Raw genomic sequence first — 13,941 nt, forward strand, 5'->3', positions numbered from 1 at the left:
TATGATTTAAAAAGGCCGCTTAATAATAAGCGGCCTTTATTAGTGTTATATAATGTCGTTTATTTAACGAAATGTTTTCTTAACGTTAAGCATAAAGCCTTTATCGCTGATACCGTCTTCCTTCCACTGGTATGCATCCAGATGTAGCGCGGTATCATTGCTGCTATATTTCACGCCGATGGTTGCCAGGCCATTAATGCCGCCGCCTTTTTGACCGTCATCCACGCCGAACGATTGACCCGCCGCACCCTGTAATGACGCTGTACGCTGGCTCTTGCTGTAGCTCAGGTTCGGGCCGCCTTCCAGGGTAGCGGTGGCGCTCCAGCCGTCTTTCCCGGCGTAATCCAGCTTCATACCCACAATGGAATCCACCGCTGTTTCGCTGCCAGAGTTCATCGACAGGTTAAAATCGCCAGCGTTGCGCTCTTTGTAGCCATCTTCCATGGTGTGACGGAATTTCACCCCGGCATACGGCGTCACTTTCAGCGCATCGTCCATCAGGGAGAAGGTTTTCGCCCCCTCGCTACGGAACTCCATGTACTGCTGACGCGCATCGGAATCGGCAATTTTGTTAACATCGCCATAGGCGACAGAACGGCTGCTGTCGAGGTTGTGTACGTCATAACGCAGGCTGTTATTCCACGCCAGACCTTCATCAAACGCCATGCTGTGCTTCAGACCAAAGAACTGGCTGTAGCCGCCGGTCAGGCCGTTGTCGCCCGCTTTTTGCGAACCATCGCCGTCCAGACGGGCGATACCGTATTCCAGCGTCAGGTTCTGGTTTGCGGTTAAGTCCAGTTTCTGACGCAGCGCCAGCATGTCGTACTGGGTGTCGTTGCCCAGCTCGGCGCGCGGGTCGCCTTTCGCCACCACGTTAAACGCCAGGCCGTCTTTAATCTGCGGCGCGGCGTCGGCCAGCATGTTGAAGCGGTTGCTTAACACCCGGGCTTCACGGAATACCGTAGTGGCCTGGCTGCCGCTTACCTGTTTCAGCGCACTGTTGAGTTCGGCGGTGGTGCCTACGTTAAGGCTGGTGTACAGCTCGTTGTTGGTGTAGCCAGCGTCCAGCGCCTGCGCCACGTCAGACACGCTACCGTCGGTTGCCACATCGGCGTAGGCGTTTTTGGTCATGGTGACGTCAACGTTGCCGTCGCTGTCCTGACTGCCCTGGGCGTTCCACACCACGCTGGTGGACTGGATAGCGGAAGCGTCGGTGAGGTTGCTGCCCTCCACCACGTTGTCAAAGCTGACGGTGGTGTCGGCGGTGCCTGCGGTGAAGCCGGTATTGATACCCACGCCTTCCATGCTGGCGTTGCTGACCTTAAGCTTACCAGCGCTACCGTCGGCGCTGGTACCAACCACGTAACCGTTCAGGTCGTTGGACGCGCCGGACGTGTCGCCGGCGGCGGAGCCGGAGGTCGTGTTGCTGCCGGGTTCAACAGGCGTTCCCGGCAACGTATAGTCGGCATAATGCGCCTCGTCGCTGTTGCCGTTATTACCGTTTGTCCCTTCGACGTTAACGCTGTCACCCTGTTTAATAATACCGGAACCCGTTACGCCATCGGCAATGACTACCGTCCCGTTATTAACCACATGTCCCGCACCCGCCACGCTAAACGCGTAAGAGTTATTAGCGTAAATATTAATGGTGCCGTTGTTCTCAATGACAGCATCAGCGGTGGCATTTTTATCCAGCGCCATCGCGACCATGCCGGTGTCGGTGGTGCCTTCAGTACCTAAATTGATCGTATTGTTATTGACCAGTTGCGCATTCTTGCCGCCATACATGCCGTAAGCGTTATTACCGCTGATATTCATGGTGCCGTCGTTGACCGCCACGTAATTGTTATAGGCGGAGAAATCGACGGCGCGGCCATTATCTGCATCGTAATTGATTACGCCGTTTGACTGGTTCCAGAAGAAAGCGTGTTTTTCCGGAGCGCTACCTGCGCCACCGCCAGCATAAGCCAGTGCCGCAGTAGTGGCATTTACCGTACCGTCATTGATAAATGCCGCTCCCGCGCCCCAATAGTTAATCGCGCCCTTATTGGAGGTTGCCGTGAGCTCCATCGTCCCGGTGTTGTACAGCGTTCCGTTATTCGCATTCAGGTGAATGGCATTTTTGTTGTTATCAAGGATTAACGTACCGGTATTAAAGAATTGCGCGAAATCATTGATTTCCAGCATGGACGCATTTTTAGCGTCAGTCGCGGAGCCAAGATAGAACGTGCCGTCGTTAATGATTGCACTGTTAGCGCCAGTCACTTTTGCGCCGGAAGTCATGGTGCCATCCGTGCCGTTAGTTAATACGCCGTTGGTCGTCAGGCTACGGCTGTCAATGGTGCCATTATTAACGATATCGCCGCCATTTTGCGTCAGCGTACCGTTTATGACGCCGTCATTGACAAGGTTGCCGGATACCGTGGTGTTGCTATTGATAACGCCGCTGTCGTTGTTGGTCAGCGTGCCGCTATCCAGGACGGTAATGGACTCGCCGCCGACCACTCCGGCGTTATTAACGTCTCCGGTCACAACTGCTTTATTATCAAGTGTTGTGCTGGTTCCGGTATCGGCAAGAGTAGCGCCGTCTGTGTAAGGGATAGAAACGTCACTGTTTGTTGGATTGTACTCGTCGCTGTCCTGGCAATCGTCGCCAAAACAGACGGTGCCGTAGTTAACAATCAGGCTATTGCCGTCGGTCAGGAAAGGCTTGCCGTAATCGGCATAAATATTGATTTTGCCTGTGGTATCGTTGACAACGGTTCCGCCGTTGAGCGCCGCCATGCCTACCAGTTGATTCGGGTCGGTCCCTTCAACGCCCGCATCAGCGGTCAGATTAATTACCCCCTGGTTAATGGCGGTACCGCCGTTAAGCGCCATCATGCCGAACCCGGCGTTATTGACGTTAATGGTGCCGGTGTTGGTGGCGGTGGCATCGCCATAACCGCTGTCGGTGGTGCCTGCGACCATCGCGGCGCTGGTGACATAAAGTTTCGGTGGCGTCCAGTAAGTTTTGTCGGTGATGTTATTTTCATCATCCAGCGTCGGGACAAAGCCGTCTAGGTAGATATCACCAGCGTTGAGCGCCGTGCCTTTGCTGGCGGATACGCCGTATACCCCTGCGCCCTGCAAATATATGGTGGCGCCGGCGTCGTTACTCACCTCGCCGTAGTCCTCTGCCAGCATGGCGTACAGGGTATTTTTGTACCAGATTAGTGGGAAGTTGCCCGCGCCGGTATTTGAAAACGGAGTTAATGATGAAACTAAGGTGATTGTCCCTTCCGCTTCATTATTAACGGTGGAACCCTGGCCGTTAGCCGCGGCTATCGCATTACGGCTGGACGTCCCTGTTGTGGCATACGCGGTAATCTTGCCGCTGTTTTGTGCCTGTGCGCCGCTATCCGCCAGTAATAAAGCGACGGCGCCATCGTCAACGACAGTGCCCTGATTATTGATTGAGGAGCCCTCGCCGCTGGCGGTTAACAGGGCCTGCGTCATGTAATAATTAGAAAGAATAACCGTTTCATTGATATTAACCGTTGAGTTTTGATCTAACGTTAAGTTGCCGCCATTTCTCACATTCGCCAGCGTCACCGCGCCGCCGGGGACGGTGGCAATATTGAGCGTGGATTCACCGCTTAGTGTTACGCTACTGTCTCCGCTGATGTTTATACCGGTAACGGCTGATTCGAGGCCGTCAGCATCTTCGGTGTAGTTGATATTAATACCGCCGGCTAAGTCCACGGTATTGCCATCACCTGCCACATCAAGGCCAACGGTATTCAGATATTGTTCGTTCACGTTACTCATATCGCTGACGTTAATATTGAGCGTGCCGCTCAGGTCCACCGCATTATTGCTGCCGCTGATAGACATCCCCATAAGGGTATCGCTGCTGCCGGCCATCACGCTGTCTTTGTCATAGTCGCCGTTGACCGTGACGCTGCCGATAATATTCAGCGTGTTGTTATTCCCCGTCATGTCGAGGCCCGTCGCGCCACGATAAACGTTATCCCCGTCCTCTGTTGCGGTGACATTAATATCGCCATCCAGCGTCGCCTGCGACGCATTGCCGCTCACCAGCGCGCCGGTGCCGTTAAGGCTGATGTTAATATTCCCCTTGTTTTTGAAGGTGTTTTGTTCGCCTGCGACCACAAACCCCACTGAGTCTGCATCACGCACGGTGGCGTTGCCGGTATTTTTTGCCTCATTTCCGGTGCCGTAGGTGATGATGCCCATCGCGCCGCCGGTGACCAGCAGATCGCCCGCCTGGGTCAGGCTGCTATTGTCGCCATTAATAATCGCCGCCGCAGAGCCTGCGCCATCGACGGCGATATCGCCGGTATTGGCGATACGGGCGTCGTTGCCGTCAATTCGCGTACCAATGGCGCCGCCGGAAATAGTCTGATTACCTTCATTGATAATGAGCGCATTGTCGCCGTCGATATACAGCGCCGTTGAGCCCGTGCCGCTGACGGTGGTGTCCCCGGCGTTATCGATAACCGCGTTATCGCCGGTGATGTGAGCACCGGTGCCGCCATCGGTGATGGTCATATCACCGTCATTGTTGACGCGGGCGTTATTGCCGTCAATGACGGTGCCGGTGGAGCCTGTGCCGTTGATGGTGGAGGTACCAGTATTCTTAATCGTGGCGTTGTCGCCGTCGATGATGATGGCGGTGCCGCCGCCGCTCACGGCAATGTCACCGGCGAAATTGGTGGTGGTTCCGTTACCGGAAATCAGCGCGCCGGTGGCGTTGTCCATCGTTGAGTGGCCTGAAATGGTGTTGGTGGTGCCATCGCCAGTGATCACCATGCCGATGGCGCCGTCGGTCACACTGGAACCCCCGGTGAGCGTGTTGACGGTTCGATCGCCGGAAATAATCACGCCGGTGCGATCCTGACCGCTGATATCCATGCCGCGATCGGAGGTATGCGCCTGGTCATCGCCGCTGATAACGGTGGTTTTATCGTCGGCAAGGATCAGATAGCCCCGGCTGTCGTACTTCCAGTAGAGACCATTTTCCTGGGTGCCTTCAATCACGGCGGCATTGGCGTCGGTCACGTCCCAGCCGGTGACGTTCAGCGTTTTGCCGTCCAGGGTGGTGAGCTGCCACTGGTTGTTCTGTTCTGAATAATTCCACACGGCACCCTCGAGAACGCTGCCGCTATCCAGTTTGAAGCTATCGAAGGCCAGGGTGTCTTTGCCTTTATCGATGGTGACGCCGTTGCTGAAGGTTATAACAGAGTCATCCGGGGGCGTGTCGTCGTCATCGGGCGGGGTCACATCGTCATCGCCGCTATCGTCGGGCGGGGTCACATCGTCATCGCCGCTATCATCGGGCGGGGTTACATCGTCATCGCCGCTATCATCGGGCGGGGTCACATCGTCATCGCCGCTATCATCGGGCGGGGTCACATCGTCATCGCCGCTATCGTCGGGCGGGGTCACATCGTCATCGCCGCTATCATCGGGCGGGGTTACATCGTCATCGCCGCTATCATCGGGCGGGGTTACATCGTCATCGCCGCTATCATCGGGCGGGGTTACATCGTCATCGCCGCTATCGTCGGGCGGGGTTACATCGTCATCGCCGCTATCATCGGGCGGGGTCACATCGTCATCGCCACTATCGTCGGGCGGGGTCACATTGTCATCGCTGCCATCGTCAGGCGGGGTGACATTGCCGCCATCGTCGGGCGGGGTAACGTTGCCGCCATCGTCGGGCGTAGGGGGAATATAAGAATGAGTAGAATCTCCGCCACCGTTATTTTCAACGCCAATAGCCACACCCGCGACCAGTGCGGCAACGCCGCCAGCAATCCAGCCCCAGTGATTATCATTTTCAGGTAATGTAGCAAGGCAGGTCGGTGAGAGTTTTGCGCGTTTTTCTTTAGGCAGGGAGGCGATATTACTGGGACATTCTTTTTCATCATCGTTATTCTCTGCGGCGATGGCCGGAATGTAATAACTTTGCAGCGTTAAAGCGATAGCGATAGAAATAAGTTTTTTCTTTTGCATAGAGTTCATCCTTAATTAATATTTCCTTGCGTACTAAACATATGCGGATAGCGATACAGGCAATGATGAAATGGCCAGAAGAAAATTATGATTTAGTGTTTATTTTATCACCCGATAACCAGGCCAGGTCAAATTGAAGGCTTAACGATATTATTTGTTGGGTGAATGAATAATGGGTGAATTTGACGAATGAAAGGGTTTTTACGCAATATAATTGCTATTTAAATTCGTTTGGTGTATTTAAAATGGATTGCTTAATTCAATTTTAAGTAAAAATAATTTTAGATTACGAGTAGTTGTAAAATAAAGCCCTGAATAACAGGGCGTTATTTTAATTAATGATTAGAGAACCAATTTAATTTATCGCGTAAGGCTACCACGCGACCAACGATAATCAGCGCCGGGCTTTCAACCTGTTGCGCTAATTCACCGAGCTGCGTCAGCACACCGTGGACGACGCGTTGCTTCACGGAGGTACCGTTTTCTACCAGCGCAACCGGCATATCGGCCTGCATACCGAATGCGATCAGTTTTTCCTGGATAGTCGCTGCCTGATTCAGCCCCATGTAGAACACCAGCGTCTGTTTTTCTGCCGCCAGGTTTTCCCAGTCCAGCTCGCCGCCGGTTTTCAGGTGACCCGTGACCAGACGTACGCTCTGTGCGTAATCGCGATGGGTTAGCGGAATACCGGAGTAGGCGGAGCAGCCGGAAGCCGCGGTAATCCCCGGTACTACTGAGAAAGGAATACCGGCATGACACAGCGTTTCCAGCTCTTCGCCGCCGCGACCAAAGATAAAGGGATCGCCGCCTTTCAGGCGTACCACGCGTTTACCTTTTTGCGCTTCACGCAGCAGGATCTGGTTGATTTCCTCTTGTGGGACGCAGTGGTAACCCGCGCGTTTCCCCACAAAGACCCGATCGGCATCGCGGCGTACTAGGTTCATAATGTCGTCGGAAACGAGGCGATCGTAAACCACGATATCCGCCTGTTGGATTTGTTGTAATCCTTTCAGCGTAAGCAGCCCGGCATCGCCCGGCCCGGCGCCGACCAGCACGACTTCGCCACGGTGATCCAGCGGTTCGCTAAACAGGCGTTCGGTTGTCGCGTTAACCGCTTTCTCATCGGCATTCGCCAGCGACTGCGCCAGCCGGTCATTGACGAAAAATTTTTCCCAGAAGCGACGACGTTCGCCCATGGTGGCAAACTGCTTTTTCACCCGGGCGCGGAGTTGCCCGGCATAGCGCGCGACCTGCCCCAGATGCTGCGGCAGCAGCGATTCCAGCTTCTCGCGCAGCAGACGCGCCAGCACCGGGGAAGTGCCGCCCGAGGAGACGGCGACCATCAGCGGCGAGCGGTCAATAATGGAGGGCATGATAAAGCTGGCGGCTTTCGGCGCATCCACCACGTTGCAGAAGATACGGCGTGACTCCGCCGCGTCGCTGACACGCTGGTTGACGGTATCGTCGTCAGTGGCCGCGATCGCCAGCCAACACGAGTCGAGAAGCGTTTCGTCGAACGGCCCCTCAACCAGAGTCAACATGCCTTCATTTGCCCATACGGTGAACTGTGGAATAAAGTTCAGCGCATTGACCGTTAAACGTGCGCCTGCTTCCAGCAGTAACCGTGCTTTGCGTTCTGCGACATCGCCACCGCCGACGATCAGACAGTCGCGGTCGCGTAATTGACAAAATATAGGCAAATGGTCCACGACATTACCCCTTAATGGTTGGCTGTAACCTTAATTTGGTTGGTTTTTTGCGGAACAGGACGCTCCGATTTCGGCGTAGCATACCAATAACCCAATCCCATGAACACGACGCCGGACAAAGTATTACCCAGAGTGACCCATAACAGGTTGTGTCCGATTCCGGACAGGGTATAGGCGTCGCTGTGATGGCCAAACCAGGAGAGGGCGAACAGCGTCATATTCGCGACGGAGTGCTCGTAGCCGGAAGCGATAAAGGCCAGCAGACACCACCAGATAGCAAGAAATTTTGCCGTGCCTTCGGTGCGAATCGCCATCCAGATTGCCAGACAAACCAGCCAGTTACACAGCGCGCCTTTGAAGAACAGTACCGTGGCGGGCGCGGTGGTTTTTGCCAGCGCGACTGAGTGAACGATACTGGTATCGACCGGCAACAAACTGCCGCCGCCCCAGCTGTAAAGCAGGGCGACAAACACGGAACCAACCAGGTTGCCGAGCCAGGTTTGCGGCAGGATAGCCCACATTTGACCGTGGCTGATGGTGCCTGCTTTGACGCCCAGCGTCAGGGACATGGTGTGGCCGGTAAACAGTTCGGAACCGGCGATGATGACCAGCGTTAAGGCGATACCGAAGGTCGCTCCCATCACCAAAGGACGCACGGACGGGTCGAGCAGATTGCCGAGGGTGAAAATAAGAATGATGCCGAGACCGACATAAGCCCCGGCCATTGCCGAACTGACCCAGAAGCCGAGCGGATTATTCGCCGACAGGCGTGCGATGCGCGCAGCGTTAGCCGCACACTTATTAATAGTGTCTGTAAACATTTGATTATCCTTTTCTCACTTCATCCTTTGCACTGCCTCTTTGTTGGCTGCCCTCGCTCACCCCAGTCACATAGTGAACTATGTTCCTGGGGATTTGCTCAGTTGCCGCCGCGATGCAGTACAAATGATTTTGTGATAACAATTAAAATGAAAAAAAATACAAAAAAGGGGAGGCGTTGCGCCTCCCAAAAATAATTAACCGCGCAACTGCACCACGCCGTCTTTTACCCGCGCGTCGTAATGTTTCACAGAAAACTGCTCATCTTCCATGCATAAACCATCGCTCAGGCGGAAGCGCTGCTTTTTCAACGGGCTGGCGACCCACAGTTCGCCCTGGTGTTCCGCAATCAGCCCACGAGACAGCACACTGGCCTCAAAGAACGGGTCGATGTTGCTGATCGCAAACACCTGATCGCTATGGTAAGGACGGAAAATCGCCACCTGCTCGCCGCCTGACAGCGCGCAGACGCCGGTTCCCGGCAGGATGTCATCAATTTTGCAGATGTTTTGCCACTGGCTCATGCGTTTTCCTCCACCAGAGTGACCGGGATGCGTTCATACGGCGTGGCCGGACGATGCTGTTCGCGTTCAGGCACAACCTGGACAGTTGGGTCGCGTTTGTCGCTGTTGATGAAGTGTTTGAAACGAACCTGCGCCGCTGGCGTGTTGACGGTCTCCGTCCACTCGCAGACCACCGCTGCACGCAGGCGCGCCATCTCTTCTTCCAGATGTTCGTTCAGGCCCAGCTTATCGTCGATGATGACCGATTTCAGATACTCGATGCCGCCTTCCAGATTATCCAGCCACGGCGCGGTACGGGTCAGTTTGTCGGCAGTACGGATGTAGAACATCATAAAGCGGTCGAGGTACTTGATCAGCGTGTCGCGATCGAGATCGGCTGCCAGCAGATCCGCATGACGCGGTTTCATGCCGCCGTTACCGCAGACGTACAGGTTCCAGCCTTTTTCTGTCGCGATAATGCCGACATCTTTGCCCTGCGCTTCCGCACATTCACGGGTACAGCCGGAGACGCCGAACTTCATTTTGTGCGGGGTACGAATGCCTTTGTAGCGGTTTTCCAGCTCGACGCCGAAACCGACGCTGTCGCCCACGCCGTAGCGGCACCAGGTGCTGCCGACGCAGGTTTTCGCCATTCGCAGCGCTTTGGCGTACGCGTGACCGGTTTCGAAGCCCGCTTCAATCAACTGACGCCAGATTTCCGGCAGATCGTCTTTTTGCGCGCCGAACAGACCGATACGCTGAGAACCGGTGATTTTGGTATAGAGGTTAAACTCGCGGGCGATACGACCCACGGCCACCAGACCTTCCGGCGTGATTTCACCACCCGCCGAGCGCGGGATCACCGAGTAGGTGCCGTCTTTCTGAATATTCGCCAGGAAGTTATCGTTGGTATCCTGCAACGGCGTGTGCTGCGGCTTGAGGATGTATTCGTTCCAGCACGACGCCAGCAGCGAACCGACGGTCGGCTTACACACTTCGCAGCCGTAGCCTTTACCGTGTTTCGCCAGCAGTTCTTCAAAGGTTTTGATACCTTCCACGCGGATTAAGTGGAACAGTTCCTGACGAGAATAAGCAAAGTGCTCGCACAGGTTGTTGTTGACTTCAATACCCTGTTTCGCCAGTTCGGCGTTCAGTACCTGCGTCACCAGCGGGATGCAGCCGCCGCAGCCGGTTCCGGCTTTGGTTTCCGCTTTCAGCGCCGCCACGGTATGGCAGCCTTTATTGATAGCGGCGATCAGATCGCCTTTAGTCACATCGAAGCAGGAGCAGATCTGCGCGCTGTCCGGCAGTTTATCCACGCCGATAGCGGGTTTACCACTGCCCGCGTGCGACGGCAGGATCAGCGAATCCGGGTTTTCCGGCAGTTCGATGGCGTTCAGTACCAGTTGCAGCAAATTGCCGTAATCGCTGGTGTCCCCGACCAGTACTGCGCCGAGCAGCGTTTTGTTATCTTCACTGACAATAAGACGTTTGTAGACTTCTTTACTTTCATCGAGGTAAACGTAACTACGCGCGCCCGGCGTGCGGCCATGCGCGTCGCCGATGCCGCCGACGTCCACGCCCAGCAGCTTCAGCTTGGCGCTGAGATCCGCCCCTTCAAAGGCGTTTTCACTGCCGAGGATGTGGTCAACGGCGACCTGGGCCATTTTATAGCCTGGTGCGACCAGACCGTAAACGCGGTTGTTCCAACTGGCGCACTCGCCGATAGCGTAGATATCCGGGTCGGACGTCTGGCAGGTGTCGTTAATCACGATCCCGCCGCGCTGCGCGACGGCCAGACCGCACTGGGTAGCCAGCTTGTCGCGGGGGCGAATACCGGTAGAGAAGACGATAAAATCGACTTCCAGCTCGCTGCCATCGGCAAAACGCATAGTCTTACGCGCTTCGTTACCCTGCTGAACAATCTCTTGCGTGTTTTTACTGGTGTGTACACGCACGCCCATGCTTTCGATCTTGCGACGTAGCTGCTCGCCGCCCATCTGATCGAGCTGTTCCGCCATCAGCATTGGCGCAAATTCAATGACGTGCGTTTCCACGCCGAGGTTTTTCAGCGCGCCAGCGGCTTCCAGCCCCAGCAGACCGCCGCCGACCACCGCCCCGCGCTTGCTGCGACGGGCGCAGGCTTCGATAGCGTTGAGGTCTTCAATGGTACGGTAAACGAAGCAATCCTGGGTTTCGGAGCCTTTAATCGGCGGGATCCACGGATATGAACCGGTCGCCATGATCAGCTTGTCATAATAAACGGTACGACCCGCGCTGGAGTGAATCACTTTCTCCTGACGGTTAATGGTAATTGCGCGTTCGCCAACCAGTACCTTTACGCCGTGCTTCTCGTAAAATCCTTCACGCACCAGAGAGAGCTCTTCCGCGGTGTGGTGAGAGAAGTAGGATGACAGGTGGACACGGTCATAGGCTTTACGGGGTTCTTCACAGAACACGGTAATGTCGAACAGGCTAGCGTCGGATTTATCAAGGAGATCCTCAATAAAGCGGTGGCCGACCATACCATTACCGATAATAGCGAGTCTGACTTTGCTCATTTTTGCCTCGATTTCTTTTCTATTACCGCCTACCTTAACGATTCAGCAACCCCGCTTATTGATGTAAATCAAATTCACCTTTATATACCTCTTAATGGGTATATGGCTGATTTGTCAGGATTTTTATAAGTGGCGGAATTGTCAGGCTTTTCAGGTTTGTACAAATAACATACAAAATGAGGGGTTTTTAGACCAACAGGCCTACCTCGTCAGGAGGGGGATAGAGTGCCGGAGGGCGATGTCGCCATCCGGCAATCATTATCAATGCGCCGCTGGCGAACTATGCTGGCGATGACGGGATACAAAGCCGAGCGCAAAGCACATCACAAAGACCACCGCATACAGACCATTCGCGGTGAGTAACGCCGCCTGTGGACCGCTGTGCGCCACAATCGGGCCGGTGACGACGAAGGTCAGCATCGTTCCGATAGTGCCGCAGGTCAGAATAAAGTTAACCAGCTTAGGCGAGGCCACTTTCGTTTGCTGCGATCCCAGCGTAATGATGGAGGTATAAATGGCGCTGGAGAAGAAGCCCAGCGTCAAAATAAACCACGGCATATGCGCCTGCGTGCCGGTAATAAACAGATACATCAGTACCGCCGCCATACCCGCCAGTACGGTCAGAATGCGTTGCAGATCGAAAAAGCGCAGGATAAAGCTGAACGCCCACATGCCAAACATATAGGACATCCAGAAATCACTCACCAGCGCCCCGGCGTCATTCAGGCTCATGCCGAGGCCTTTGGCGTATTCCGGCACCCAGGAGATAAAGCCTAATTGACCGAGGATATAGCACAGCGCGGCGACGGCCAGAAACAGTACGCCAATGCCCCATTTTTCTTTGACGACAGGCGCCTGAGAGTGCTGCGCATGTTTACCCAGCGCCGGAAATTCACAGCCGAAGGTCAGGATGAAAATCGCCAGGTAGACCAGGCCGATGCAGGCGTAGACCCAGTACCACTCAATACTACGCGCCAGCAGGAAGGCGGCGACCATAGGAAAAATCATCCCCGCCATGCTGAAGAAGGAGTCGGTAAACAGCAGTCGGGAACCGCGCTGACGCCCTTCATACAGTTGCGTAATCAGGAAGGTGCCAATCGACATGGTGATCCCGCTGACCAGCCCCAGCACAAACATCGCCGCTGAGAACAACGCCAGGCTATGGCTGAACATCAGCCCGGCCACCGCCAGCACCATCAGGATAAAACCAAAGCGTAGCTGTGTTTTCAGCGGGACGATTTCCATCAGCCACGCATTGAGGAAGATCGAGATCAAAATCCCGGCGTTCAGGAAAGTAAAGGTGTTACTCATGCTGGAAACGGGCAGATGAAAATAGTCTGCGATATTTCCCATCACCATCCCGGTGACAATCACCAGCGCCCCGGTCAGGGCGTAGGAAAGAAAGCTGATCCATGTGAGCTTGATGCGGTTGCTGTTAGTCATGTCTGGCCTTGAAGAGAAGTGAAGCGCGTGGAGGGCGCGTTAAGCGGGCAGATTTTAGGCGCTTTTGTGATGTATTTAAATAATTATTAGTGATAGTAATGTTCATTACATTTTTTAATGTGATGTTTGTCACATCATATTGCAAGGACAAGGCGTTGCGTCGTAACGTTACATTTGTTTCATATACGTAAAATTAGGTAAAGGGCTGGCCTGGCCCAGGAAGGCTCTTTAGAATCATTCCACTTGCTTTATTTCTGCTCTCTTTAAGGAAATCTCATGCTCAAATCGACTCTGGCGGCTGTCGCAGCTGTTTTCGCTCTTTCTGCTCTTTCTCCCGTAGCGTTGGCAGCAAAAGGTGATCCTCATGTGCTGTTAACCACCTCCGCCGGGAATATTGAGCTGGAGCTGAACAGCCAGAAAGCGCCGGTTTCTGTGAAAAACTTTGTCGATTACGTCAACAGTGGTTTCTATAACAACACTACGTTTCACCGCGTTATTCCTGGCTTTATGATTCAGGGCGGTGGTTTTAACGAGCAGATGCAGCAGAAGAAACCGAATCCGCCTATTAAGAATGAAGCCGACAACGGCCTGCGTAATACTCGCGGCACGATCGCGATGGCGCGCACCGCAGATAAAGACAGCGCCACCAGCCAGTTCTTTATTAACGTCGCGGATAACGCTTTTCTCGACCACGGCCAGCGCGACTTTGGCTATGCGGTATTTGGTAAAGTGGTAAAAGGTATGGATGTCGCCGATAAAATCTCACAGGTACCGACGCACGATGTCGGGCCTTATCAGAATGTGCCGACAAAACCAGTCGTTATCCTTTCCGCGAAAGTCCTGCCATAAAACATGCCTGCGCGGGTGCGAGCCGCCCGCGTTTTC

The 13,941-nt window shown here is 54.4% G+C and carries 7 protein-coding genes; 1 reads left to right on the forward strand and 6 read right to left on the reverse strand.

Annotated elements, in window-relative coordinates; all coding sequences use genetic code 11:
• Nucleotides 1-63: 63 nt before the first annotated feature.
• From J4685_RS20635 to tsgA, 6 genes are all read right to left on the reverse strand, one after another.
• The gene (locus J4685_RS20635; RefSeq protein WP_001169891.1) at nt 64-6,021 is read right to left on the reverse strand and encodes an autotransporter domain-containing protein; all 5,958 of its coding nucleotides are present in this window, start codon (nt 6,019-6,021) and stop codon (nt 64-66) included.
• Nucleotides 6,022-6,356: 335 nt separating this feature from the next.
• Complete coding sequence (cysG, locus tag J4685_RS20640; RefSeq protein ID WP_000349887.1) at nt 6,357-7,730, reverse strand: siroheme synthase CysG; 1,374 nt, start codon at nt 7,728-7,730, stop codon at nt 6,357-6,359.
• An 11-nt stretch (nt 7,731-7,741) separates the two neighbouring features.
• Nucleotides 7,742-8,551: a nitrite transporter NirC gene (gene nirC / locus J4685_RS20645; protein WP_000493578.1), complete on the reverse strand. Its 810-nt coding sequence runs from the start codon at nt 8,549-8,551 to the stop codon at nt 7,742-7,744.
• 195 nt (nt 8,552-8,746) lie between these two features.
• Nucleotides 8,747-9,073 (reverse strand): nitrite reductase small subunit NirD, encoded by a 327-nt coding sequence (gene nirD / locus J4685_RS20650; protein ID WP_000084814.1) that lies wholly within the window; start codon nt 9,071-9,073, stop codon nt 8,747-8,749.
• Nucleotides 9,070-11,613 (reverse strand): NADPH-nitrite reductase large subunit, encoded by a 2,544-nt coding sequence (gene nirB, locus J4685_RS20655; RefSeq protein WP_000049248.1) that lies wholly within the window; start codon nt 11,611-11,613, stop codon nt 9,070-9,072. Before nirB ends, nirD begins: the two co-directional genes overlap by 4 nt.
• Before the next feature lie 261 nt (nt 11,614-11,874).
• Nucleotides 11,875-13,056 carry an MFS transporter TsgA gene (tsgA, locus tag J4685_RS20660; RefSeq protein WP_000185219.1) on the reverse strand — a complete coding sequence of 394 codons (1,182 nt, stop codon included), beginning with the start codon at nt 13,054-13,056 and terminating at the stop codon, nt 11,875-11,877.
• 276 nt (nt 13,057-13,332) lie between these two features.
• Between tsgA and ppiA the strand changes: the two genes are divergently transcribed.
• Nucleotides 13,333-13,905, forward strand: coding sequence for a peptidylprolyl isomerase A (gene ppiA, locus J4685_RS20665; RefSeq protein WP_000920482.1), 573 nt, complete (start codon nt 13,333-13,335; stop codon nt 13,903-13,905).
• Nucleotides 13,906-13,941: the final 36 nt, after the last annotated feature.

This window comes from Salmonella sp. 32100201201700099SM, from assembly GCF_017572645.1.
GTDB classification, from domain to species: Bacteria; Pseudomonadota; Gammaproteobacteria; order Enterobacterales; family Enterobacteriaceae; genus Salmonella; species Salmonella enterica.

Excerpts from the sequence above, each read along its gene's own strand:
- nirB (WP_000049248.1), bottom strand. The coding sequence starts at position 11,613 with ATGAGCAAAGTCAGACTCGCTATTATCGGTAATGGTATGGTCGGCCAC.
- J4685_RS20635 (WP_001169891.1), bottom strand. The coding sequence starts at position 6,021 with ATGCAAAAGAAAAAACTTATTTCTATCGCTATCGCTTTAACGCTGCAA.
- tsgA (WP_000185219.1), bottom strand. The coding sequence starts at position 13,056 with ATGACTAACAGCAACCGCATCAAGCTCACATGGATCAGCTTTCTTTCC.
- ppiA (WP_000920482.1), top strand. The coding sequence starts at position 13,333 with ATGCTCAAATCGACTCTGGCGGCTGTCGCAGCTGTTTTCGCTCTTTCT.
- nirD (WP_000084814.1), bottom strand. The coding sequence starts at position 9,073 with ATGAGCCAGTGGCAAAACATCTGCAAAATTGATGACATCCTGCCGGGA.
- nirC (WP_000493578.1), bottom strand. The coding sequence starts at position 8,551 with ATGTTTACAGACACTATTAATAAGTGTGCGGCTAACGCTGCGCGCATC.